Source organism: Pseudomonas sp. MH10, assembly GCF_034353045.1.
GTDB lineage: Bacteria > Pseudomonadota > Gammaproteobacteria > Pseudomonadales > Pseudomonadaceae > Aquipseudomonas.
In genome coordinates this window covers 5,089,354-5,111,313 of sequence record NZ_CP133783.1, presented here as the reverse complement: position 1 = coordinate 5,111,313, position 21,960 = coordinate 5,089,354, and the positions used below count along the sequence as shown (strand labels likewise).

Sequence of the window (21,960 nt, the reverse complement as noted above, 5' to 3'; positions counted from 1 at the left end):
AGTGCCGAAGGCTGCGACAAGGGCCGAAGGACCTTCGCCAACAAGTTGTCTCCTACAGGGTTTTCACTGTCTTAAATCCCGGCGCGCAACACGCCTTCGGGCAGGGCTTCACCCCGTTCGGCACAGGCCGCGATGCTGTCGATCAACCCGGTTAGTTCATACCCTTGTGCTGTTAACCACGCCTGATCGTAATAGGTAGTCGCATAACGCTCGCCGCCGTCGCACAAAATCGCCACGATGGAGCCTGACTCACCAGCAGCAACCATTCCCTTGGCAGCCAAAAGCGCGCCGATGAGGTTGGTTCCGCTGGACCCCCCTACACGCCGGCCCAAGCGCTGTGCCAAGTAATGCATGGCGGCCAGGGACAGTGCATCGGGCACTTTGACCATAGCGTCAATCACTCTTGGCAAAAACGAGGCCTCGACCCGAGGCCGTCCGATACCCTCGATGCGTGAACCGCAGTCCAGACGCAAGCTCGCATCGCCGGTTTGGTAATAGTCAAAAAACACCGAACGCTCGGCATCAGCGCATAACACCCGCGTGCTGTGCTGGCGATAACGCACGTAGCGACCCAGCGTTGCGGTGGTGCCGCCCGTGCCGGGGCTTGAAATCAACCAGCTAGGTTCCGGATAACGCTCAAAGCGCAGCTGTTGGAAGATCGACTCGGCGATGTTGTTATTGGCTCGCCAATCGGTGGCACGCTCGGCGTAGGTGAATTGGTCCATGAAATGACCACCGCTTTCTTGGGCGAGGCGTTCGGACTCAGCGTAAATCTGAGTCGGGTCCTGAACCAGATGGCTCTTGCCGCCATAGAACGCGATTTGTGCGATCTTTTCCTGAGAGGTGGTGGCAGGCATCACCGCAACAAACTGCAAACCCAACAAACGGGCGAAGTACGCTTCGGAAATCGCTGTCGAGCCACTGGAGGCTTCGATCACTGGAGCGCCGGGCTTGAGCCAGCCATTGCACAACGCATAGAGAAACAACGACCGCGCCAAACGATGTTTAAGGCTGCCCGTCGGGTGGCTGGACTCATCTTTGAAGTACAACTCGATGCCTGGCAGTCCCGGTAATTCCAAGGGGATCAAATGGGTGTCGGCGCTGCGCTGAAAGTCCGCTTCGATGATTCGGATCGCTTCACGGGCCCATGGTCTGCTATCGCTCATCATGACTTCTCATTCAAATTTAGGAATCGTTCCACCGCTCAAATCGCCCCCATCAAGAAGCCAATCGTCTTAAGCATTGGTGCCAATAAAAAGCCCGGACTTTTGGCCCGGGCTTTTTTATTACAACTTGTTGCAGTTACTCAAGTGTCACTCAATAACGACGTAAAACTTAGTGAGCAACTCGACTTGTACCATTCACCGTCATGATGCGCACGCGTTCGCCGACGCGGAAAATTTCATTTTCCTGCACTTCCTGAACATAGGCGCGCATCGTGCCGTCGTCTTCACGCACGGTAATTTCTACGCCCTGCGCACGGGTCAAACCTTCTTCCGTGGCCGAACCCAGCAGACCACCCGCTACCGCACCGATCACCGCAGTGATGATGCTGCCGCGACCGCCACCAATAGCGCTACCGGCCACACCACCCACTACCGCACCAGCGCCAGCGCCGATTGGAGTCTTGGTGCCTTCGATTTTAACGGGGCGCAACGAGTCGATGGTGCCCATGCGTACGGTCTGTACTGTCCGAGCCTCATCGCGGGAATATGAGTCCCCGGTCAGACTTGAGGTACAGCCGCCCAGTGTCAATGCCATAGCAGTGAACGAAGCAACCAGCAGAACAGACTTACGCATAAGATCATCTCCAAAAAGAACAAGCAGCCATTAAACTCCGTGACAAGAAACCTGTCACGGTTCTGCACCGAAAAACTTGTTTCCATTCAGCGGACATACTGTGCCGCTTTACCCTCACGTCATAGACGTTCGGGCGTGAAAAAGATTCAAAGGATTTCTAGTGCAGAGAATGGCGATACATCAGGGCGCGAGCCGCTCCCGAATCCATGCCTCGTTTTGCAGACGATAGTTCAAACGATCATGCAACCGGCTCGGACGGCCTTGCCAAAACTCGATCCTTTCTGGCAACAAGCGATACCCGCCCCAGTGCTCCGGGCAGTGCGGTTGGCTGTCGCTGAACCGCTGCTCGGTGTCCTTGAGCAGCGCTTCAAGTTCGGTACGATCAGCGATCACCCGACTTTGCGGTGAAGCCCATGCCCCGAGACGGCTGCCCAGAGGCCGAACCTGAAAGTAAGCGTCCGACTCTTCCGGGCTCACCTTAACCACGCGCCCTTCAATCCGCACCTGACGCTCCAGCGAAGGCCAGAAGAAGGTCATGGCCGCAAAAGGACGCGACGCCAGTTGCTGACCTTTATCACTTTCGTAGTTGGTGAAAAACGTGAAGCCTTGGTCGTCGAGTCCTTTGAGCAGCAAAATCCGACAATGAGGACGGCCCTGTTCATCGACGGTCGCCACGGTCATGGCATTGGCCTCGACCGGTGCTTGCTCGGTTTTCACCGCCTGGGCGAACCACTGATGGAACAAGGAGAAAGGTTCGTCCGGTGCCTGAGCTTCGTTCAAACCATCTCGGGCGTAATCACGACGCATATCGGCCAAAACTTGGGTCATCACGTGCTTCCTTCGCTGCAATTCCTGGGAAAAGGTCCTTGGCTACGGTCAGGCTTAGTTGGCTTTCGCCTGATCGTCCGGTATGTCTTTCTTCGCTGGCGCGTCAGTTTTGGCGGGCACAGCGGGCGTCGTCTTTTTCACTGACGAAGCTTTTTTGACAACGGGCTTTTTGGCGGCGGCTTTTTTCACCGGTGCCTTTTTAGTGCTGGCTACGGTTTTAGCCCCTGGTGCGGGGGTAGCGGCTACGGGCGGTGTTGTCTGAGCGGCGGCCAGAGTCGGGCCTGGCGCTGGCATGTTGTATTTGCTCAGCAGGGCCACCATGGTGACTTGCGGCGTCATCACGATCTCGATCCGACGGTTCAGCTTGCGACCTTCGACACTGTCGTTGGCTGCACGCGGCATGATCGAACCCATCCCACGCATGCCCAAGCGGTTACGTTCCAGACCACTCAGGCGGAAAATGGCAGCAACCGAAGACGCTCGGTCTTGAGTCAGTTTTTGATTGTCAGCGCTCAAGCCAGTGGTGTCGGCATGGCCAAGAACGAGCACAGCGGTTGTCGGGTCGGCTTCAACAATTTTTGCCAGGCGGGTAATCGGGCCAAGTGTAACCGGCAGCAACATGGTTGGACGATCATGGTTGAACGAGCTGTCCGCTGGGGCGGTGATGACCAATATGTTCTCGCGGCGCTCCAGCTCAAACGGGCTGTCTTTGATCGCTACACGCAAACGTGGCTCGTAATTATCAAGCCAAGCTTGGGTGACTTTTGGATCAGGCATTGGCACCGGTTGAGCGCGTAGCGCGAGGAGCGGCTTAGCCGCGTCCTTTTGTTGTTTGGTTTCGAACGGCCACCACCAATGAGTCTCGGTAGAAGGCGCGGCCGCGGCAACCACCGGCGCGGCGGCAGGAGCAGGAGCAGCCTTGACGTCGACTTTAGCGGCGGCGACCTCTGTTTTCACCGCGACAGGCGCAGCTGGAGCAACAGCAGCGACCTTCGCATCAGGCTTGCCCGCCGTTGCTTGATCCGGCGCCTTATCCGCAGACTGATGAGCACCAAAAGGCCACCAGTTAATACCACCATCGGCGGAGCCATTCTGAGGCGTTTGAGCACAACCCGTGACAGCCAGACATAAGGCAAACGCGATAGTTTTGTTAGAGGACATTGTTAATCCATACCGTGAAAAAGCAGAAATAAAGCTTTGAATAAGCTCGTATAAACAGACAATTTGAAAACAAAATACTCCACCCAGTTCCTTGAACGCCAAGTTAACTGACCATCGGCTAAAAACAGCTCGCCAATACGCGCGCCAGCGATTGTGCGCGCGGGTCCATCAATACGTAAGGCCCAAGCGTGTTGGTGACAAAACCAAACGCCACCTCGCGCTCAGGGTCCGCAAATCCTATCGACCCGCCAGCGCCGGGATGACCGAAGGCTTTAGGCCCAAGACCGTAGGTCGCATTTGGCACCTGCGGTTGGTCGAGCATGCAGCCAAGGCCAAAGCGGGTGGGCGTCAGCAGGGTTTTATCCAGGCCCGCACTGTGTTCGCGAGTCAGCTCGCCTAGCAACTCGGCTTCGAGTAACCGACCGTCAAGCAATCCGGTGTAAAAGCCTGCAAGACTGCGAGCATTGCCGTGACCATTGGCCGCAGGTTGTTGCATGCGCCGCCACTCCGGTTTGTTGGTGCTGGTCATGATCGACGGCGGGTTGGTAAACGCCCGCGCGGTCATGGAAGAGGGTTCGCGCATAGTGGTTTGCAACAGACGCTGCGCGGCAGCGTCCCCCGGATTACCCTTGCCACGCGCAATGTGCGCAACACGGTAAAACTCTTCATCCGCCAGCCCGACATGAAAATCGAGCCCCAAGGGTTCGGCGATACGGGCCGCGATGGACTCTCCAGGCCCTCGCCCGTCGGCACGGCGCAGCATCTCGCCGACCAACCAGCCATAGGTCATGGCGGCATAACCGTGGCCATGACCCGGCGTCCACCACGGTTCTTCAGCGGCCAGCGCGTGGGTCATGGTGTGCCAGTCATAAAGCGCTTCGGCAGGCAACATTTCACGCAACGCTGGTAAACCCGCCTGATGGCAAAGCAACTGACGCAGCGTAATTTTATCTTTACCGGCAGCTGCGAACTCAGGCCAAAGGTGGGCGACCGGGTCGTCCAAGTGCAACTTGCCTTCACCCACCAATTGCAGCGCGGTAACAGCGGTAAAGGGTTTGGTGCAGGAAAAGACATTGGCAATGGTGTCGCTGTGCCAAGCCTCAGCACCGTCCTTGTCCGCCGTGCCGGCCCAGAGATCGACAACGGTTTCGCCGCCAATCTGAATACACAACGCGCCACCGCGCTCTTGAGGGTCATCGAAGAGAGCGGCGAAAGCTTCCCGCACCGCTTCAAATTTAAGCTCGAAATGACCCTGAATCTGCACGCGCCCGCTCCCCCGAAATGACTGTTTCAACTGTTGACGCGCATTGTTCCAGCGATTGAGCGCTTTGGGAACAGACTCAAGCGTGATGGCGACGATTAACGTGTGCCATCGGCATCATCTTCGGCCCCGATTTCCGGTTCTAAGGGGGTTGTATGCGCCTGGGTTTTATCCGCGCCGTTCGCTCGCGTTTCTTTGTTTAGCGTGACGGGAACTTGAACATTGGCTTTGCGCACGGCTTCAACGAAGCCCTGAAACGGTACGTCGGTGATGCCAACGAGGCCCACGTGACCATTTTCTCCGTCGAGCAAACGACCCGTGACCGGCTGATCGACGTACTCGAACCAATGCACACCCACAATTGAAGGCTCAGCCAGCGCCTGTTTCAGGAAGTTGGCGTAAGCCGGGCCACGGTCTTCTTCCCTGGGCACTTCTATCGCGCCAGCCCAAAATGGGCCGCGATCGCGTGAACCGAAGTGGAATTCGCCGATCAGCACCGGCTTGTCCAACTCACGCAGCTTAGCGAAGTCGTAACCGTCTTGAGGTTTGAGCGTATAAAAATTGAAGCTCAGCACATCGCAATATTGGGCGCACGACGCCACGGCCTCGGGGGTACTGACCGAGAAGCGGCCTCCCAATAACAGATGATTGGGCGCGTGCCACTTCAAGGAGTCGGAGATGGTTTTGAAGTAGGTGTCGGCGAACGCCTTTTGGAAGTTTTTGAAATCAGCTTCGATCTCCGGGTGATCGGCGCTTGGCAATGGCGGCTGGAAGCCTGGGTCCTCCAGCAATTCCCACGCGGGCAAGTCGATACCCCAGGCTTTCGACAACCCCTGCCGATTGCGATACTTGTCACGCAGCTGTTTGAGGAACGCACGTTTGGCCGGCGCATCCGTGCTCATTTTCAGCGTGCCGTACGCCAGCGCATAGCGGGATTTGGGGTCATTACCATCACCGGCCCACGCCAGTTCGTTGTCCGCGAAATAACCCACCAGCCATGGGTCATCACGATGATCTCGGGCAGCAATGGCGACCGCGCGCTCGGTGGCCATGGCGAAGCGCGGGTCGAATGGGTCGGGCATGCCACCCCAACGGTCGACCCCGGTGCTGATGCTGTTGTAGTCGCCGACGATAGACAGCGGCAAGGTATACGGCACGCGCTCATTGCCCCCCAACTCTGGGTCACTCCAATTGCCAATGGTGTTGAAGCCCCAGGCCTGCAAGCGATCAAGGGTGTGAGCGGTCCAACGTTTGGCGTCGAATGCCGGTGACGCACACTGAGCGCTGACCTTGGCGGCTACCGTTTGATCAGCCGCAACGGCGCTGACGCACTTTTCCTGGCCGTTGGTGCGCTGCAGGTTTGCGCCATAAAAATCGAACCATTTACCATGAGCAAAAGCACGCGCACCGTTGGCCCCAGCGTTGCGGCGGTTGTCATCCTTGCCGTAAAAGATGGCCAACGGATCAACGTCGGTGGGTAATGCCGAAAACATCGATTCTCGGCCTTCGACATAAGTACGACTGTCGGCTGCGGTGACCGCGTTCACACCCAACGAATAAAACGGATGGCCTTCGGGGGTGATCAGGTACCAGCGTCCATTGAGTTTTTCAGTACGGAAAAAACCCCTGGCTTCGAAACTTGGACCGCCGAGCCAGCCGCCGTATTTGTCTTGCTTAGGCCGATCGGCGAGCCAAGTTTTAAGCTGCTGGTGCTCCTTGACCGACGCCGCTTTGAGCTGTTCATCGCTGACGACTTTCTCAGGCCACTTGCTGCGCGTGAACTGGCCATAACCATCGACGATATTGGCGTAAGCGGCGTTCTGAATGACGTCACCTTCCTGCACGCCGAAACGCTCCAGCAGGATGCTCTGGGCTACGTCCGGCTGGTTCATCGATAAGGTCACCGAAACCACCTTGCTGCGGTCCAGTTTGCCCTGGGCATCGGCCAGTAATACACGCTGACCGTCGTAGGTCCAAGGCATCGGCGGTCCAGCGAACATGCCCTGACTTAGCGGCGAACTGGCTTGCAATGGGATGTACACCGTTTGGGCAGGTCCAGCGGGCAAATCGACCCGACTGTTGATCACGCTGCCGTCAGCGCTCTGGATCTGAACATCAAGGGTCAGGGCCCAGTCCATGGCGCTTTGAACGCGCAACGTCATGCTGCTGTCGTCAGACCAATTCCACGAACCGGATTCAGGCGCCAAGCGCAAGCTCGGACGTGCCACAGGATTGAAGGTGACGCGGCGCAACACTTCGCCCTCGGCGGTTTGCTCAGCGTTGGATTGCGGCAGGCTGGCGTCTTGTGTGGTGATTTGAACCACATCGGCAGGGCGAACGAAGTTGAACAACGTCTGCTGCCCTTCGGTCGCAGCCAACAGCGGACCGGAAAAAACAAGCGCTAATACCGAGGACAGCGAACGGCGAATCATGTGTTTGGTTCCTTTAACGACCCGTTATAAGAACGGTCACACGCCGGACCGAGGTAAGACCCGGTCCGGTGCGAATGAGGCCCACGGTGACTCAGGAAATTTCGCGACGGAACGGCGGTAGCGCGTTAAGGATTGCCTTGCCGTAACGCTGAGTGACTACCCGCCGGTCGAGCAGCGTGATGGTGCCGCGATCTTCTTCTGTGCGCAGCAACCGGCCGCACGCTTGGACCAAACGCAATGAAGCATCCGGCACAGCGATTTCCATGAACGGATTGCCTCCACGGGCTTCGATCCACTCCGCCAACGCCGCCTCAACAGGATCATCCGGGACAGCGAACGGGATTTTTGCAATTACCACGTGTTCGCAATAAGCACCGGGTAAATCGACCCCTTCGGCGAAACTGGCCAGTCCGAACAGTACGCTGGACTCACCGCTGTCGACCCGGGCCTTGTGCTTGTTCAGGGTTTCCTGCTTGGACAGATTGCCCTGAATGAACACTTGTTTACGCCAGTCGCGCTCAAGGCCGTCGAAGACGTCTTGCATCTGTTTGCGCGAGGAAAACAAGACCAGCGTACCTCGTGAACCCTCGACCAACCTCGGCAGCTCACGAATGATCGCGGCGGTATGCGCTACCGCGTCGCGAGGGTCGGCCTTGAGGTCCGGCACCCGCAACACGCCGGCGTCGGCATGGTGAAACGGGCTTGGGACAACCGCCGTGACGGCGCCTTTGGGTAACCCGGCGCGCATGCGGTAGCGGTCGAACTTGCCCAACGCGGTCAAGGTCGCCGAGGTGACCAAGGCGCCATAGGCGACGTTCCAAAGGTTACGGCGAAGCATTTCCGCCGCCAGAATCGGGCTGGCGTTGACCTCGATGTCGAACAACGAGCCGCTGTCGGCCAAGGTCAGCCAGCGCGCCATGGGCGGACTGTCTTCGGGGTCTTCAACCGTGAACGCCGTCCACAGTTCCCAGTTACCGTGAGCCCGGGCCAACAAGCTGCCGAACAACGGATACCATTCCTCAGCCTGGTGACTGGCGATGCCGATGTTCACCTCGCCGTCCATGCCGGTCTTGAGCAATTCGGTCAGGCGGGTGAACAGATCATCGAGTCGGGCGAAGCCTTTTTTCAGCTCTGCGCCCATCTCACGCATGTGCTCAGGCACCAACCCTCCGATAAAGCGATGACGCGGCCGCTCACGGCCCTGCATGTCTTCACCGGGTTTGAAGTCGGCCAGTTGTTCGCAAGCGGCGAACATGAATTGCTGCTGGGTTTTGATCTCCCGCGCCAGCTCCGGAACCTGTTCGATCAATTTGCCCAGATCGCCCGGCAACGGGTGTTGGGCCAACAGTTTGGTCAGGTTTTTCGCGGTTTGTTCCAGCCAATCCGAGGTAGAGCGCAGGCGGGTGTAGTGAGCGAAATGGCCGATGGCCTTGTCAGGCAGGTGATGCCCTTCGTCGAACACGTAAAGCGTTTCACGCGGATCAGGCAATACCGCCCCGCCTCCCAGTGCCAGATCAGCAAGGACCATGTCGTGGTTGGTGACGATGACATCGACCTTGCCCATCCCCTCGCGGGCCTTGTAAAAGGCGCACTGCTGAAAGTTTGGGCAATGGCGGTTGGTGCATTGACTGTGGTCAGTGGTGACCCGCGCCCAGTCTTGATCTTCCAGGGCTTGCGGCCAGCTGTCGCGGTCGCCGTCCCACTTATTGCCAGCAAGCTTTTCGATCATGCTGGTGAACAGCTTCTGACTGGCCTCGTCGACTTCGATCTTGAAGCCTTCCTCTTCAAACAGCTGGGCAGTGGCGGTTTGCGCGTTGCCTTCTTGCAACAGCATGTCGAGTTTGGACAGGCACATGTAACGGCCGCGCCCTTTGGCCAAGGCAAACGTGAAGTTAAGCCCGCTGTTGCGCATCAGGTCCGGCAGATCCTTGTAGACGATCTGCTCTTGCAGCGCGACGGTCGCTGTGGCAATTACCAAACGTTTGCCGGCCGCCTTCGCCGTGGGGATCGCGGCGATGGCGTAGGCAACCGTTTTACCGGTACCAGTGCCCGCTTCGACCGCGACCACAGCCGGATCGCCCGAGCGTCGACCTTCTTCATCGGTGTCGATATCGCCGAGCACTTTGGCGATCTCGGCGATCATCAAACGCTGGCCATAACGCGGCTTCAGGCTCTTGGCTTCGAGGAAACGCGAATAAGCGCCCTGAATCTGGGATTTGAGTTCGTTACTGATCATGGGCTTCGGGGCGCTACGAATCGGGTTAAAAGTGCTGGATAAATTTTCAGTGTTTCTAAGAGACGGCTATCATACCGCGCTAAATCATCCCGCGCAGATCGGAGTACCGAATGACAGCTTTTGCCCTTGTTTACACGCTGCATGTGCTGGCGGCCCTGGTCTGGGTCGGCGGCATGTTTTTCGCTTGGATGGTCCTGCGCCCGGCGGTGGGTGCGGCATTGGAGGGTCCCAATCGGCTTAAATTGTGGGTCCAGGTGTTTCCTCGGTTCTTTTTCTGGGTTTGGGTGGCGGTATTGGTGCTGCCGATCACTGGGGTTGGCATGATCAACCAGCGCTTTTCAGGCTTTGAGACCGCGCCGCGTTACGTGCAAATCATGATGGGTTTGTATGTGGTGATGGTGGCGTTGTTCATCCGTATCTACTCGCTGCAACTACCCGAACTGCGCCGTGCGGTGGAGGCTGAACAATGGCAAGAAGGCGCCGCAGTGCTGGGGCGCATACGCCGGTTGGTGGGGATTAATTTGATTGTCGGGTTGGTGCTGGTGGGCGTAGCAGCGAGCCGGCCAGGGTTTTGATGGCGTCAGGCAAGCATTGAAACATTCCCGTAGGAGCCAGCTTGTTGGCGAGGCGGTCAACCTGACACATCCTCGCCAAAGATCCTTCGCCAACACGTTGTTGGCTCCTACAGGTCTATGACTTACAACCGCTGTACCGTTAACGAACCATCGCGACCCGGCGCACCGGGCTGACCCGGTTGGCCTGGCCTGCCAGATTTGCCGCCATCTGCGCGATAAACCAGGCAACCCTTTGAGGCCCCACCCTTGCCTGCCAACCCCGCAGCACCGGCTAGCCCTCCCACTCCACCGTTGACGAGCACTTTGATGTGTTCGGCGGGAAATGCGGCGGGCAATTCAAGACGTACCAGTGCACCCGGCGCGCCATCGTGACCGTTGCTGCCGTTGTCGCCGTTGAAACCACGACTGGCTTCACCCCATAAACAACCAGGGTCTTCGCCGTTGGCGCCATCCAGACCGAAATACCCAGGGGCGCCTGAACCGCCACGGGCATCGATCGACAATTCATCAGCGTTCAGGTTTTCCAGGCGCAGGGTCAAATTACGACCCGGCAACGCGGGTTTGAGAAAGGTACCGGGCGCACCGCGAGCCGTGATTTGGCTGCCAGACGCCAGTTCGCCACGGCCGACGACCATGTTGAACCCTTGTCCACTGGGGATAATTGCGATGCGCGCTTCATGGCCCAACACCAATTCACCGACTCTGACTTCGTCGACACCTGCAGGGATCAGCAAAGTCCCATAATCAGAGACTTCAAGGCGGTCGAGTTGCAAGACGCTGGTTTTAACGGGCAGACGCAACAGAGAATGCGCTTCAACTACCACCGCCTCTGCCATGACCACCGGGGTGAATATCGCGGCGCTGCATGCAACCGCCAGCAAGCGAAGTTTACGCATGAGCAACCTCCGCCGGCGCTCGGGAAAAGGTCTGCATGTGAAAAATGCCAAACAGCAGAATCTGCCCACGATCCAACCAGGGCCGCGCCCGTCCGCGCAGGCTGCCGTTGAACAAAATCAACTCCAGCAAATGGGTCAGCAGCAGCAAGCTGCCCGCCATGTTGATCAATAAATCAAACGGATTTGGCAATGCAATGACCGTATTAATCAGCACTACCAGCCAGAAACCCAGCGTCAACATCTTCCCTAAACCCCAAAACAACTTCATACATGCCCCTGGCGGTTATTCTTTTGCGCACAGTAACGGCAACCGCGCGAATTTTGCCAGCGACCATTGAAAAATGTTCAGGTGCGCCGATTAGAGGCGCTACCCGCGACACAAAAAAACCGGGCCGGCGTTCAACCATGACCCGGTATAGGTAACGCAGTATCAACTTCAATGGTTGAGGCGTATCTCCACGCGGCGGTTTTTTGCTCGGCCCTCGTCAGTCGCGTTGTCCGCCACCGGTTGAGTTTTACCCATGCCTAGGGTGGATATTTCCCCCGACGGCAGTCCCTGGCTGATCAAAAACGTTGCCACGGCAGCGGCCCGACGCTCGGAGAGCTTCTGGTTGTAGGCAACAGAACCCTTGCTGTCGGTATGACCAACCACCTTGATGCTCACTACATCGGCGCTTTTCAGAGTGTCCATGATCGCGATTAATTGATCACGTGCTGAGGCCGTCAGCTCGTACTTGTCGAACGCAAACAGCACGGCCCCCTCATCGCTGAGGGTAATGACCTCCGGCGGTGCAGGTTCTGGGGGTTTGACAGTCGCAGGGTATTGCGGGAGTGGGCAGCCATTGTTATCAACGGGGGTATTTGGAGGCGTGTGAGGACAGGTATCGCGACGATCGAACACCCCATCCCCGTCCTCGTCACCGTCCTGGGCGAAACAGATAAGGCCACCGGCCAGCACGCCCAGTGCCGCGCCGCCACCTGCCCAAGCACCACTTTCTATGGCACCCAGCCCTCCTCCGACCAAGCCACCAATCACACTACAAATGGGCCAATTTTGTTGATTGAGCGGCGCCGTACCATCGCTGTGGGTCGCACAACCAGAAAGGACACCGCTGACCAAAATGAAAGGAAGTACCGCTCTTGCGCATACGCTCATAAGTCAATGCTCCTGAGTTACCGGCCCATGCCGGCACTCAGGAGTAAAGACGCACAACGTTAAGTACACAAGCCACGGAATACGGGCGTTTATCGGTTGATTTTGATCTCTACGCGACGATTCAGTGCTCGCCCTTCGGCTGTTTTGTTATCGGCCACAGGTCGGCTTTCGCCTTCACCGACAACTGCCACAAAACTGCTGCGCGCGATGCCAGTGCTGACCAGATAGTCGGTCACCGACTTCGCGCGTTTTTGCGAGAGGGTTTTGTTGTACTTGTCGCTGCCAACGCTGTCGGTATGACCACTGACGCGCAACTGGGCGCTCGGTGCTTCGCGTTTCAGACGGGTACTGATCAGATCAAGTTTCTGTTTGTCTGCCGCCGTTAATTGCGCCGAATCGAACTTGAAGTAGACGTCATTGATCACGATCGTCTCTTCTTTGACCACAACGACTTCTTCAACCACTGTAGGTTCGGTCGCTGCTGGTGCTACAACAGGTGGGCAACCATTGGCGTCGACACTGACACCTTTAGGCGTACCTGGGCACTTGTCGCGGCTGTCCGGCACGCCGTCGCCATCTTCGTCGCCATCGCCATGTACCCAGCAATACGCCGCTGCCACACCGCCGCCGATTAACACACCCCAACCGGCATAGGTTGCATTCTGAATTGCCCCCAGTCCGGCACCAGCCACCCCGCCGACTGCGGCACATTTAGGCCAATCGGTCTTTTGCAAACCCGCGCATCCAGTCAACAGACTGGTCACCAGGATCAAAGGTAACGCCACCCGAATCATACTCATTGACTTCATCTCCTATGGGATCGGTCCAAACCGATGCAGTGGGAGTAAAGACGTCAGTTCCACAGTCCGCCAATTAGCCATCATAAAAGCTGCGGATGAAGCAGCGCCGTCAGGGCTAGGCCAATACGTCACGGCACGCTAGTCTTGCAGCTCAATTGAGGAATTTCGATGACTGATGGCTTTTCTACGCGCACGCCGCAGCAAGCGCTGGCCGCATTGCTGGATCGATACGCCCCTAAACGCCTCTTGTTGATCGGCGCCGGCAGTTTCCCTGCGCTTGAAGCATTTTTAGCGGCTCATCCAGCTACCGAATTAGCCCACGCCACGCCCGGCCCATTGCCGCCAGCGCTAGCCGCACAACGCTTTGACCTGGCGCTGGCGCTGGATTGCCTGGAGCACCTGCCCAAACGCACCGGGTTAGAGTTGCTGGGCGGGATCCGTAATTTGAACGCAAGTCGTATCGCCGTATTAGCCGATCTGCACGCGTGTGGCTGGCAAGATACCGACTTCTATTCCTTGGCATTGCAAGCCAGCGAACGCTTTGCCCGAGACGAGCAGGTCCTGACGCTGTACACCTACGACCTGCGTGACTATAAACAAGTCCCCGATTGGCTGAACGCGAAGTTTTGGGCCAATCCGGAGAATTTTGGCAAGTATTGGTGGTAGCCATGACGAATGCGATCTGCCCCTGCGGCAGCGGAAATTTGCTGGACGCCTGCTGTGGGCATTATCACGGCGGGTTGCCCGCCCCCTGCGCAGAAGCGTTGATGCGCTCGCGTTACAGCGCTTACGTGCTGGGGCTGATCGATTATTTGGTGAGCACGACGCTGCCTGCGCAGCAAGCCAGCCTGGACCGCCAGTCCATCAGCGATTGGAGCGCGCGAAGCACGTGGCTAGGGTTGGGCGTGGAGCACGTCGAGGTATTTGGCGGCAAACCCGAGCATGCCTTCGTGACCTTCGTCGCGCGCTGGCACGACGGTGCAGGGGAACACAGCCATCGTGAGCGCTCGGCATTCGTCCAAAATCAAGGCCGCTGGTATTTCATCGATCCCACGGCGCCGCTCAAGGCAGGACGCAACGATGCGTGCCCCTGCGGCAGTGAGCAAAAATTCAAAAAATGCTGTGCGGGTTATCTCGCGTAGCCCGACCGATGGACTCAGCAGAGTTTTAGATGTGAGGTGTCGGGCGCCGGGCCGGCGGGTGGTTTTTTGATCTCATGCAGGTCACTTCCCACCGGAGCCAGACTCATTTGCGAAAGGTCAAGACGGGGTGCGGGCGCAGGGGCTTTTGGCTCTTGCAGCGCGCTCCCTACTTCAGCGACTGAATAATTGGGCGCATCCACGTCCACAAATGCAGCCATATAGGCGTCGCGCGGTGCGACCTGCAGTCGACGGTTAACCTGCGCAGGACGGAAGAAACCTGGAGCATCCGGCGGTGGCGCCAGTTCCACTTCTTCCATGTCGAGGTGCATGTCGACTATCTCGACAATCGCCCCGGCGCGCTCAAGGGTCGAGCGGTACTTAAACGCGGCGGCCTGATCGAGGTTGTTTTTGAGCACCAGACGCCGCCCTGAGAACAACAACGCGATACGCTGCTCATCGGCGTGGAACAACGTGATCAGGTTTGCCTCGACCCGCTCTCGTAGCGCACCGGGCACAATCTGACCACTAAAGACGATTTCATAGAGGTTCATCGGACAGGCTCCAACGGCACAAGGTGCAAGTATGGCCGATAATTCTGGTTTGAATGCGTGCACCGGACACGTATTGGCGAGATAATTCGCGCCAATTATTCCGGAGAGACCTTGATGAACCAGGAAACCCACGTTCACGGCCCTGACTGCGCCCACGACCACGATCATCAGCACCACGACCACCAACACGCTCACGTCCACGGCCCAGATTGCGGCCACGCACCACAAGAGCCCGTGCGCAACACCCTGAAAGACGTCGGCCGCAATGATCCTTGCCCCTGCGGCAGCGAGAAAAAATTCAAAAAGTGCCACGGCGCTTGATCAACTAAATGCCTGTAGAAGCCAACGTGTTCGCGATGTAAGCCGCGCCGCATTGTTTCACGCGGACCGCGTCAAACGCCTCGCCAACACGTTGGCTCCTGCAGAGGTATTGCTGCTTGCGTGTGGCGTGCCCGCTCACTAACGTAGCGCCATCAAAAAACGTCAGCCCTCGCAGGAGCTTTGCCATGGCCTCGCCAGCCCTTTTTAATTTTATTCCCCGGTTCGGCGTTGCCGCAGCAGTGGTCAGTGTCCTGAGTTTGAGTGGTTGCCAGCTCGGCGGCGGCAGCAGCGATACACTGCCACCGTCCAGTGGTGTGTTTCCGATCAAAGGGTTGGCGCAGAACGTCTCAGTGCGCCGCAACAACCTCGGTATGCCGCTGATCGAGAGCAATACTTTTCATGACGCGCTGTTCACCCTGGGTTATGTGCACGCCAGCGACCGCATCAGCCAAATGGTCAGCATGCGCCTGCTCGCCCAAGGCCGATTGGCCGAACTGGAAGGCCCCAGCGCCTTAGAAATTGACCGTTTCATGCGTTCGGTCAACTTGAAGAAAAGTGCCAGTGAGCTTTACAACAGCTCATCGCCACGCCTCAAACGGTTCTTCGAAGTCTATGCACGCGGCGTCAACGCCTACCTGTTTCGTTATCGCGACAAGCTGCCCGCCGATTTGACGGCAGCCGGTTACCGCCCCGAATATTGGAAGCCTGAGGATTCGGCGCTGATTTTCAGCCTGCTGAACTTCGGCATGTCGGTAAACCTGCAACAGGAGCTCTCGTCGCTGGTGTTGGCGCAAAAGGTCGGCGCGGAGAAACTCGCCTGGCTGATCCCGACCTACCCTGACGAAGAACTGCCGGTCGCCGAAACCGACAAACTCAAAGGCCTGAACCTGAGCCAAATCCCCGGTCTGGGTGATTTGAATAAGGTCGCCCTGCAGCTGTCCGACCTGAACATGCTCGGCGTTGCGGCCTCGAACAACTGGGTGGTCGCTCCCCAGCGCAGCCGCAGCGGAAAAAGTTTGCTGGCTAACGATATGCACCTGCCCGCCGCCTTACCGTCGGCGTGGAGTTTTGTGCAGATCCGCGCCCCCAAATTTGAAGCGGCCGGGATGTCCATCGCGGGCCTACCGCTGATCCTGTCTGGCTTCAACGGCAAGCTGGCTTGGGGCTTGACCACAGCGATGGGTGATAACCAAGACGTATTTCTGGAGAAACTCAAACGCGAAAACAACACGCTGCTCTATCTGGTAGACGGCAAGTGGCAACCGGCCTCGGTGCGCAACGAAACGTTCTTCATCAAAGGCGAGCGGGCGGTTCGCGAAACCATTTACGAAACCCGCCACGGCCCACTGCTCAACAGCGCGCTGGGCGAGCGCAGCAGCCCAGAGCAACCGGTTCAATTGAGCAACGGGTTGGGTCTGGCGCTGCAAACACCCGACTTCAAAGACGACAAGAGCATGGACGCGTTCTTTAACCTGTCCCGCGCACAAAACGTCGACAAAGCCTCGGACGCCATCCGTGAAATTCGTGCCATGGCCCTGAACATTGTGTTCGCCGATGCCCAACATGTCGGCTGGCAAGTCACCGGACGCTTCCCGAACCGCCGCGAAGGTTTAGGCTTGCTGCCATCGCCGGGCTGGGACAGCCATTATGATTGGGACGGTTACGCCGACTCGATGCTGCATCCGTACGATCAGGACCCACGGCAAGGCTGGATTGGCACCGCCAACCAACGCACCATGCAGAAAGGCTACGGCATGCAGCTGTCCAACTCCTGGAACTACCCGGAGCGCGCCGAACGCGTTGCTGATTTGTTGAACGCCGACAAACAAGACAGCCGCAGTATGATTGCCATGCAATACGACCAATCCACGACGTTTGCCGCCAAGCTGAAGAAGATGTTCCAGGCACCTGGCATGGCCCAGCCGCTGAAACAGGCCATCGATGCGCTGCCTGCGGCTGATCGCGGCAAGGCTCAAGAAGCCTTGGCCCGCTTGATCGCCTTCGACGGCAAGTTATCGAGAACCTCTTCCGACGCCGCGATGTACGAGCTGTTCCTGCAAGAAAGCGCCAAGCAGATCTTCCTTGACGAACTGGGCCCGGAAACCAGCCCGGCCTGGAAAGCGCTGGTTGAAAACGCCCGCTTCACCTACTCCGCGCAAGCAGACCACCTGCTGGGCCGCGAAGACAGCCCGTATTGGGATGACATCAAAACCCCGCAAAAAGAAGACAAGCCAACCATCCTCGCCCGCAGCCTGGCCGCCGCAATAACCGCAGGCGACAGCCAGTTGGGTGCTGATCACAAGGCTTGGCAGTGGGGCAAACTGCACCGCTACACCTGGTCCGCGAAAAACGCCCAAATGGCCAATCGCAGTCCGATTCCAGCGGGAGGTGATCACAGCACGATCAATTCGGCAGCCTATGCGTGGGGTCAAAACTTCGACACCGTGCTGACACCGGCCATGCGGATCATCATCGACTTCGGTCAACCCGAGCCGATGATGAGTCAAAACAGCGCAGGCCAATCCGGCAACCCGGCCAGCCCGCATTACGCTGACGGCATCGATCCCTGGCTCAAAGGGCAATACACGACGATACCGATGCAACCGCAGAACCTGGAACGGGCCTACGGCAAGGCACGGTTAACGCTAACGCCAGGGAAGTAAGGCACCTTTTAGCTTTTTGAGACCCCTGTATGACCCAACTTGTTGGCGAGAGGCTTGATACGGTGTGTCAGGTGAAATCGCCTCACCAACAAGTTATCTCCTACAATGGCGTGCGACGAACGCGATATATCAACGTTGCGAACTTCCTCCCACCGGCCGCCTCATAACTAACAAGCCCATTGCTCTGGTCATCCCATGGACCTTGTTATCGCGCGCCCCGAAGGTTTGTATTGCCCGCCGGGAGATTTTTATATCGACCCTTGGCGCCCGGTACAGCGTGCTGTCATCACCCATGGTCATGGCGATCACGCGCGTACCGGCAACCATCATTACCTGGCGGCGGCGCCCGGCGAAGGCATTTTACGGGCGCGACTGGGGCAGGACATCAACCTGCAAACCCTGAATTACGGCGAAAAAATCATCCACCACGGCGTGACACTGAGCCTGCATCCGGCCGGGCACGTGCTCGGCTCGGCGCAGGTTCGGCTCGAGTATCAGGGCGAAACATGGGTCGCTTCGGGGGATTACAAAGTCGAGCCCGATGGCACGTGCGCGCCATTCGAACCGGTGCGTTGTCACACCTTCATCACCGAATCCACCTTCGGCCTGCCGATCTATCGCTGGCAGCCTCAGGCCGAGATCTTTGCTGACGTCAACCAATGGTGGCGCGGCAATATCGAGCTAGGCAAAGCCAGTGTGTTGTTCTGTTATTCCTTCGGCAAAGCCCAGCGAATTCTGCACGGCATTGATCCCGACATCGGTCCGATTCTGGTCCACGGCGCCATTGAACCGCTGAACCGGGTCTACCGCGAAGCCGGTGTTCGTATTCCCGAAACCCATTACGCAGGCGACTTTAAAAAGACCGACCCGTTATTGCGCCAAGCATTGATTCTCGCTCCGCCCTCTGCCGGCGGCAGCACCTGGATGCGGCGTTTTGGTGATCTCAGCGATGCATTTGCCAGTGGCTGGATGATGTTGCGCGGCACTCGACGTCGGCGTGGCGTGGATCGGGGCTTTGTGCTCTCGGACCATGCCGACTGGCCAGGGTTGCTGTGGGCTATTGAACAAACTGGCGCCGAGCGGGTGATGGTGACCCATGGTTCGGTCAACGTATTGGTACGCTATCTGCGCGAAAAAGGCTTGGATGCTCAGGGGTTCAGCACTGAATACGGCGACGACGAAGACCTCGCACTCGGCCCCCCCGAATCCCATGAGGTCCCGGCATGAAAGCCTTCGCTGCCCTGTATTCTCGCCTGGATGCCACCACGTCGAGCAACGCCAAGCTGGCCGCATTATGCGATTACTTTCTTGCCGCCACACCTGAAGATGCCGCGTGGGCTGTGTACTTTCTGTCCGGCGGCCGACCTCGGCAATTGGTGCCGACTCGGTTGCTGCGCGAACAGGCGATGGCCCTTTCCGGCTTGCCTGAGTGGTTGTTTGAGGAAAGTTATCAAGCCGTGGGCGACTTGGCTGAGACGCTTTCATTGATTCTTCCCGAGGTTCGGCACAGCTCTGATGCGGGCCTGGCGACGTGGATGGAAGACTATTTGTTACCGTTACGCGGCCTGCCACCTGAAGAACTGGCGCTGCGGCTTGAAGGGTATTGGGCGCAGCTCGACCGCGTTAGCCTGATGGTCTGCATCAAATTGATTACGGGCAGTTTCAGAGTGGGCGTTTCTAAACTGCTGATAACCCGCGCGCTTGCTTCATTGGCTAACATCGACAGCAAGCGCGTGGCCCAACGTCTGGTGGGTTACACCGACCTTTCCCACAGGCCCAGCGCCGAGGGTTACCTCAAGTTGATTGCCGCTGAGTCCGACGATGAACACGCCCAGCGCGGTGGCCAGCCCTATCCATTCTTCCTCGCTCACCCCCTGCAGCAACCGGTGGATCAATTCGAAACGCTGCTCGGTCCGTGTGAAGACTGGCAAGTGGAATGGAAGTGGGACGGAATCCGCGCGCAATTGGTCAAGCGCGAGGGTCGTTTATGGATCTGGTCCCGTGGCGAAGAACTGGTGACCGATCGCTTCCCGGAACTGCACAGCCTCAGCCAGCGCTTGCCGGACGGCACAGTGATCGACGGCGAAATCGTCGTCTGGAAAGCGCCTGCAGTCGAACTAAAACTAAAAGGTGATGAGGCGTTTGCCTTGGGACCACCAGAAACCGGGGCCGGCGCTCAGCCCTCCGTGCAACCTTTCGCTTTGCTGCAGCAGCGGATCGGCCGCAAGACATTAGGTAAGAAGATTTTGCAGGACGTGCCGGTAGTGGTTCTCGCCTACGACCTGCTGGAGTGGCAAGGCCATGATTGGCGCAGCCGTCCTCAACACGAACGGCGTACCCAGCTCGAAGCATTGCTCCATGAATGCCAGAGCCCGGTCTTGCTGCAGTCGCCGGTGCTGGTGGGTTGCGACTGGATGGACCTCGGCCGGCAACGCGAAGCGTCCCGCAGCCTCGGCGTCGAGGGCATGATGCTCAAGGCGCGCGATGCGTTATATGGCGTGGGTCGCACCAAAGACATGGGCGTTTGGTGGAAATGGAAAGTCGATCCATTCAGCGTCGACGCCGTGTTGATCTACGCCCAGCGCGGCCACGGTCGACGCGCCAGTCTGTACAGCGATTACACCTTCGCTGTCTGGGACGGGCCGCCCGACGCCAGCGAACGAATGTTGGTTCCGTTCGCCAAAGCCTATTCCGGGCTGACCGATGAAGAGATGCGCAAGGTCGATGCGATTGTCCGTAAAACCACAGTGGAAAAATTTGGCCCGGTGCGCAGCGTGACCCCAAGCCTGGTGTTTGAACTGGGTTTTGAAGGGATCGCCTTGTCGAAACGGCACAAAAGCGGGATTGCGGTGCGTTTCCCGAGGATGCTGCGCTGGCGCCACGATAAATCAGTGGCTGAGGCTGACAGCTTATCGACGCTACAAGATTTGCTCAGCCAAGCGTGATGCGCTATTTTAGTGCGCTTATTTTTGAGCGCGCCATTTCTGTGCATGAGCGCATTTCTGTAGGAGCTGACTTGTCGGCGAATGGGCGAACGCAGCTTGCCTGATGGGTCGCCTCGCCAACCCGCTGCTCCTACCGTATCGTTTCATGCTTGGCGTTCGAGGTTTCCCCGCCCCAGCAGGGCGTTTCAGCACTAAAGTCATGATTGCGACAACTCTGTACATTTAAAACGCACGTTCGTCTCTTTGGTTCAAATATTGCTATCTTCTTACCGTCTGGCGCTTGCCGGTAGCAAGAGATCCGCGTGTTCCCAACGCTCATTTTGGTTTTAAGGACTGATCAATGAAAAAAGCATGGCTGACCCTTTCCGCATTGGCTATTTGTCTGGCCGCTGGTAGTGCAATGGCCAAGGAATACAAGGAATTACGCTTCGGCGTCGATCCTTCTTATGCACCTTTCGAATCAAAAGCAGCCGATGGCAGCCTGGTAGGCTTCGATATCGATCTGGGCAATGCGATTTGCGCCGAGCTGAAAGTGAAATGCAAATGGGTTGAAAGCGATTTCGACGGCATGATCCCAGGCTTGAAAGCCAACAAATTCGACGGTGTTATCTCGTCGATGACCGTTACAGAGGCCCGTGAGAAGGTTATCGACTTCTCAAGCGAACTGTTTTCCGGTCCAACGTCGTTGGTCTTCAAGAAAGGTTCTGGCGTCACTTCCGACCCGGCAACCCTGAAAGGCAAGACCGTGGGCTATGAGCAAGGCACGATTCAAGAAGCCTATGCCAAAGCCGTTCTGGACAAAGCTGGTGTGACCACCAAGGCCTACGCCAACCAGGATCAGGTATACGCGGACCTGACTTCCGGTCGTCTTGATGCTTCCGTACAAGACATGCTGCAAGCCCAACTGGGCTTTTTGAAGTCACCAGCAGGCGCTGGTTTTGAAGTTTCCAAGCCAATCACTGATCCACTGCTGCCTGCAAAAACGGCCGTTGGTATCTCGAAAGGTAACAAAGACCTCAAAGCACTGTTGGATAAAGGTATCAAAGCGTTACACGCTGACGGTAAATACGAAGAAATCCAGAAAAAACACTTTGGTGATCTGAACCTGTATAGCGGTAAATAACATCCCAACGCCCATCGATTTCAGGTGAGAATCCGTCACCCGTTTCGATGGGCGTTTTTTTGACCGCAAA

The 21,960-nt window shown here is 57.6% G+C and carries 20 protein-coding genes; 8 read left to right on the top strand and 12 right to left on the bottom strand.

Annotated features, from left to right (window positions below):
• Positions 1 to 71: 71 nt before the first annotated feature.
• The 7 genes from RHM59_RS23095 to dinG all read right to left on the bottom strand — a co-directional run bounded on the left by RHM59_RS23095 (position 72) and on the right by dinG (position 9,718).
• On the bottom strand, positions 72 to 1,169 hold the full coding sequence (locus tag RHM59_RS23095; RefSeq protein ID WP_416195041.1) for a PLP-dependent cysteine synthase family protein: 1,098 nt from the start codon (positions 1,167 to 1,169) through the stop codon (positions 72 to 74).
• Positions 1,170 to 1,335: 166 nt separating this feature from the next.
• Positions 1,336 to 1,800: a glycine zipper 2TM domain-containing protein gene (locus tag RHM59_RS23090; RefSeq protein WP_322165764.1), complete on the bottom strand. Its 465-nt coding sequence runs from the start codon at positions 1,798 to 1,800 to the stop codon at positions 1,336 to 1,338.
• Between the two features lie 180 nt (positions 1,801 to 1,980).
• Positions 1,981 to 2,628 carry a pyridoxamine 5'-phosphate oxidase gene (gene pdxH, locus RHM59_RS23085; RefSeq protein WP_322165765.1) on the bottom strand — a complete coding sequence of 216 codons (648 nt, stop codon included), beginning with the start codon at positions 2,626 to 2,628 and terminating at the stop codon, positions 1,981 to 1,983.
• A 54-nt stretch (positions 2,629 to 2,682) separates the two neighbouring features.
• Positions 2,683 to 3,789 carry an OmpA family protein gene (locus tag RHM59_RS23080; protein WP_322185147.1) on the bottom strand — a complete coding sequence of 369 codons (1,107 nt, stop codon included), beginning with the start codon at positions 3,787 to 3,789 and terminating at the stop codon, positions 2,683 to 2,685.
• A gap of 118 nt (positions 3,790 to 3,907) precedes the next feature.
• Positions 3,908 to 5,053, bottom strand: coding sequence for a serine hydrolase domain-containing protein (locus RHM59_RS23075; protein WP_322185145.1), 1,146 nt, complete (start codon positions 5,051 to 5,053; stop codon positions 3,908 to 3,910).
• A gap of 95 nt (positions 5,054 to 5,148) precedes the next feature.
• Positions 5,149 to 7,482, bottom strand: coding sequence for a beta-galactosidase (locus RHM59_RS23070; RefSeq protein WP_322285500.1), 2,334 nt, complete (start codon positions 7,480 to 7,482; stop codon positions 5,149 to 5,151).
• Positions 7,483 to 7,573: 91 nt separating this feature from the next.
• Positions 7,574 to 9,718 (bottom strand): ATP-dependent DNA helicase DinG, encoded by a 2,145-nt coding sequence (gene dinG / locus RHM59_RS23065; RefSeq protein WP_322285499.1) that lies wholly within the window; start codon positions 9,716 to 9,718, stop codon positions 7,574 to 7,576.
• Between the two features lie 110 nt (positions 9,719 to 9,828).
• Between dinG and RHM59_RS23060 the strand changes: the two genes are divergently transcribed.
• Positions 9,829 to 10,293 carry a CopD family protein gene (locus RHM59_RS23060; protein WP_322165770.1) on the top strand — a complete coding sequence of 155 codons (465 nt, stop codon included), beginning with the start codon at positions 9,829 to 9,831 and terminating at the stop codon, positions 10,291 to 10,293.
• Between the two features lie 122 nt (positions 10,294 to 10,415).
• On the opposite strand, the gene RHM59_RS23055 is transcribed toward RHM59_RS23060, so the two are convergent.
• From RHM59_RS23055 to RHM59_RS23040, 4 genes are all read right to left on the bottom strand, one after another.
• The gene (locus RHM59_RS23055; protein ID WP_322285498.1) at positions 10,416 to 11,189 is read right to left on the bottom strand and encodes a collagen-like protein; all 774 of its coding nucleotides are present in this window, start codon (positions 11,187 to 11,189) and stop codon (positions 10,416 to 10,418) included.
• Positions 11,182 to 11,457 (bottom strand): DUF1145 domain-containing protein, encoded by a 276-nt coding sequence (locus RHM59_RS23050; protein WP_322165772.1) that lies wholly within the window; start codon positions 11,455 to 11,457, stop codon positions 11,182 to 11,184. The genes RHM59_RS23055 and RHM59_RS23050 overlap by 8 nt, the downstream gene beginning before the upstream one ends.
• 168 nt (positions 11,458 to 11,625) lie before the next feature.
• Positions 11,626 to 12,345 carry an OmpA family protein gene (locus tag RHM59_RS23045; protein ID WP_322285497.1) on the bottom strand — a complete coding sequence of 240 codons (720 nt, stop codon included), beginning with the start codon at positions 12,343 to 12,345 and terminating at the stop codon, positions 11,626 to 11,628.
• An 89-nt stretch (positions 12,346 to 12,434) separates the two neighbouring features.
• Positions 12,435 to 13,145 carry an OmpA family protein gene (locus tag RHM59_RS23040; RefSeq protein WP_322165774.1) on the bottom strand — a complete coding sequence of 237 codons (711 nt, stop codon included), beginning with the start codon at positions 13,143 to 13,145 and terminating at the stop codon, positions 12,435 to 12,437.
• A gap of 168 nt (positions 13,146 to 13,313) precedes the next feature.
• Between RHM59_RS23040 and RHM59_RS23035 the strand changes: the two genes are divergently transcribed.
• Both RHM59_RS23035 and RHM59_RS23030 read left to right on the top strand, forming a co-directional pair.
• Positions 13,314 to 13,811, top strand: coding sequence for a DUF6231 family protein (locus RHM59_RS23035; protein ID WP_322285496.1), 498 nt, complete (start codon positions 13,314 to 13,316; stop codon positions 13,809 to 13,811).
• A 2-nt stretch (positions 13,812 to 13,813) separates the two neighbouring features.
• Positions 13,814 to 14,287 (top strand): YchJ family protein, encoded by a 474-nt coding sequence (locus RHM59_RS23030; RefSeq protein WP_322165776.1) that lies wholly within the window; start codon positions 13,814 to 13,816, stop codon positions 14,285 to 14,287.
• 14 nt (positions 14,288 to 14,301) lie between these two features.
• On the opposite strand, the gene RHM59_RS23025 is transcribed toward RHM59_RS23030, so the two are convergent.
• Positions 14,302 to 14,838 (bottom strand): hypothetical protein, encoded by a 537-nt coding sequence (locus tag RHM59_RS23025; RefSeq protein ID WP_322165777.1) that lies wholly within the window; start codon positions 14,836 to 14,838, stop codon positions 14,302 to 14,304.
• 114 nt (positions 14,839 to 14,952) lie between these two features.
• Here RHM59_RS23025 and RHM59_RS23020 point away from each other — a divergent pair, with 114 nt between their 5' ends.
• The 5 genes from RHM59_RS23020 (at position 14,953) to RHM59_RS23000 (ending at position 21,890) form a co-directional block, all read left to right on the top strand.
• A complete protein-coding gene (locus RHM59_RS23020; protein WP_322165778.1) occupies positions 14,953 to 15,159 on the top strand; it encodes an SEC-C metal-binding domain-containing protein in 207 nt (68 codons plus the stop codon).
• A gap of 185 nt (positions 15,160 to 15,344) precedes the next feature.
• A complete protein-coding gene (locus tag RHM59_RS23015) occupies positions 15,345 to 17,822 on the top strand; it encodes a penicillin acylase family protein (protein WP_322285495.1) in 2,478 nt (825 codons plus the stop codon).
• A gap of 195 nt (positions 17,823 to 18,017) precedes the next feature.
• Positions 18,018 to 19,049, top strand: a complete 1,032-nt coding sequence (locus RHM59_RS23010) for a ligase-associated DNA damage response exonuclease (protein WP_322285494.1) — start codon at positions 18,018 to 18,020, stop codon at positions 19,047 to 19,049.
• Positions 19,046 to 20,767, top strand: a complete 1,722-nt coding sequence (locus RHM59_RS23005) for an ATP-dependent DNA ligase (RefSeq protein WP_322285493.1) — start codon at positions 19,046 to 19,048, stop codon at positions 20,765 to 20,767. The genes RHM59_RS23010 and RHM59_RS23005 overlap by 4 nt, the downstream gene beginning before the upstream one ends.
• A gap of 340 nt (positions 20,768 to 21,107) precedes the next feature.
• Entirely contained in the window at positions 21,108 to 21,890 is a 783-nt protein-coding gene (locus RHM59_RS23000) for a transporter substrate-binding domain-containing protein (protein WP_322165783.1), read from the top strand.
• Positions 21,891 to 21,960: the final 70 nt, after the last annotated feature.

Bases quoted from the DNA above. Each gene is read 5' to 3' on its own strand.
- RHM59_RS23095 (WP_416195041.1), bottom strand. From the start codon at position 1,169: ATGATGAGCGATAGCAGACCATGGGCCCGTGAAGCGATCCGAATCATC.
- RHM59_RS23090 (WP_322165764.1), bottom strand. From the start codon at position 1,800: ATGCGTAAGTCTGTTCTGCTGGTTGCTTCGTTCACTGCTATGGCATTG.
- pdxH (WP_322165765.1), bottom strand. From the start codon at position 2,628: ATGACCCAAGTTTTGGCCGATATGCGTCGTGATTACGCCCGAGATGGT.
- RHM59_RS23080 (WP_322185147.1), bottom strand. From the start codon at position 3,789: ATGTCCTCTAACAAAACTATCGCGTTTGCCTTATGTCTGGCTGTCACG.
- RHM59_RS23070 (WP_322285500.1), bottom strand. From the start codon at position 7,482: ATGATTCGCCGTTCGCTGTCCTCGGTATTAGCGCTTGTTTTTTCCGGT.
- dinG (WP_322285499.1), bottom strand. From the start codon at position 9,718: ATGATCAGTAACGAACTCAAATCCCAGATTCAGGGCGCTTATTCGCGT.
- RHM59_RS23060 (WP_322165770.1), top strand. From the start codon at position 9,829: ATGACAGCTTTTGCCCTTGTTTACACGCTGCATGTGCTGGCGGCCCTG.
- RHM59_RS23055 (WP_322285498.1), bottom strand. From the start codon at position 11,189: ATGCGTAAACTTCGCTTGCTGGCGGTTGCATGCAGCGCCGCGATATTC.
- RHM59_RS23050 (WP_322165772.1), bottom strand. From the start codon at position 11,457: ATGAAGTTGTTTTGGGGTTTAGGGAAGATGTTGACGCTGGGTTTCTGG.
- RHM59_RS23045 (WP_322285497.1), bottom strand. From the start codon at position 12,345: ATGAGCGTATGCGCAAGAGCGGTACTTCCTTTCATTTTGGTCAGCGGT.
- RHM59_RS23040 (WP_322165774.1), bottom strand. From the start codon at position 13,145: ATGAGTATGATTCGGGTGGCGTTACCTTTGATCCTGGTGACCAGTCTG.
- RHM59_RS23035 (WP_322285496.1), top strand. From the start codon at position 13,314: ATGACTGATGGCTTTTCTACGCGCACGCCGCAGCAAGCGCTGGCCGCA.
- RHM59_RS23030 (WP_322165776.1), top strand. From the start codon at position 13,814: ATGACGAATGCGATCTGCCCCTGCGGCAGCGGAAATTTGCTGGACGCC.
- RHM59_RS23025 (WP_322165777.1), bottom strand. From the start codon at position 14,838: ATGAACCTCTATGAAATCGTCTTTAGTGGTCAGATTGTGCCCGGTGCG.
- RHM59_RS23020 (WP_322165778.1), top strand. From the start codon at position 14,953: ATGAACCAGGAAACCCACGTTCACGGCCCTGACTGCGCCCACGACCAC.
- RHM59_RS23015 (WP_322285495.1), top strand. From the start codon at position 15,345: ATGGCCTCGCCAGCCCTTTTTAATTTTATTCCCCGGTTCGGCGTTGCC.
- RHM59_RS23010 (WP_322285494.1), top strand. From the start codon at position 18,018: ATGGACCTTGTTATCGCGCGCCCCGAAGGTTTGTATTGCCCGCCGGGA.
- RHM59_RS23005 (WP_322285493.1), top strand. From the start codon at position 19,046: ATGAAAGCCTTCGCTGCCCTGTATTCTCGCCTGGATGCCACCACGTCG.
- RHM59_RS23000 (WP_322165783.1), top strand. From the start codon at position 21,108: ATGAAAAAAGCATGGCTGACCCTTTCCGCATTGGCTATTTGTCTGGCC.